The 872-nt window shown below is 62.8% G+C and carries 2 protein-coding genes; both read right to left on the bottom strand.

Annotated features, from left to right (window positions below; genetic code table 11):
• Window positions 1-591 (bottom strand): 1-acyl-sn-glycerol-3-phosphate acyltransferase (locus EN884_RS37315; RefSeq protein WP_206617773.1); only part of this gene is annotated, 591 nt, incomplete at its 3' end.
• Between the two features lie 84 nt (window positions 592-675).
• On the bottom strand, window positions 676-872 hold a 197-nt coding region (locus EN884_RS37310; protein WP_245492068.1), incomplete at its 5' end, for a His/Gly/Thr/Pro-type tRNA ligase C-terminal domain-containing protein.

The following is an 872-nucleotide window of genomic DNA, read 5'->3' as shown; positions in this document are numbered from 1 at the left end:
GTCCTGGACGAGGCGGGCCGGAAACATCTTCCACGGCAGATCGCGCGCCCGGCCAAAACCCTTTGGCGCGGTGGCGACACCGCCGGCCGGAAATACCACGATGGTGACGCCCTCTTTCAACAGGCGCACCGCTTCATGGCGCACGGCCATGTTGTTCTTCAGCGCATCCTTGGTCTCCGAAAAGTCGATCGGCAGCGAATAAGGCTCCATCTCGCGGATCTTGAGCAGATCCTTGTGGATCATCACCCGGAACGGACGGCCGAGCTGCTCGGCCAGCGACAGCACGGCGATACCGTCACCGATGCCGAACGGATGATTGGCGACGATCACCAGCGGCGTGTCCGGCAATTGCGCGGGCGGCCACTGATCAGCGGTCCGCACCCGCACGTCGATCAGGTCGAGCATGCGGCTGAACACGCGTTCGCCGGTCGGCACGATCTGGCGGCGCCAGAAATCATAAAGTGCTGTGTAGCGGTCGCGGCCCGACAAGCCTTCGACCGAATGTATGAACCAGCGCGTCAGCGCCGGCTGGCGCGGATTGGCATAGGAAAGCTCGGGAAAGGGTCGTTCGCGCAATTTCAACTTGAGCATAGGGGCTCGTTACAAGGTCGGCGTGACAGGGATATGAAAATGGCGGTGGATCGCTCCACCGCCATTTGGTCGAAACCATGCCAATCAGGCCGCGCGTTTGCGCCGGCGGTCGGGTGTGACGGCTTCCTCAGTCAGTTGCGCGATCGCCTGGTCAAGGCCAAGCGATTCCTGGTCGCGCGAGCCCAGTCGGCGCATGTTGACCGTCTGCTCTTCCGCTTCGCGCTTGCCGCAGACGAGGATGACCGGAACCTTGGCCAGGCTGTGCTCGCGGACCTTGTAGT

The sequence above is a fragment of the Mesorhizobium sp. M7A.F.Ca.AU.001.01.1.1 genome (assembly GCF_004022735.1).
Lineage (GTDB): Bacteria > Pseudomonadota > Alphaproteobacteria > Rhizobiales > Rhizobiaceae > Mesorhizobium > Mesorhizobium ciceri.
The sequence above is the reverse complement of the archived record's forward strand: the minus strand, read 5'-3'. Positions and strand labels throughout refer to the sequence as shown.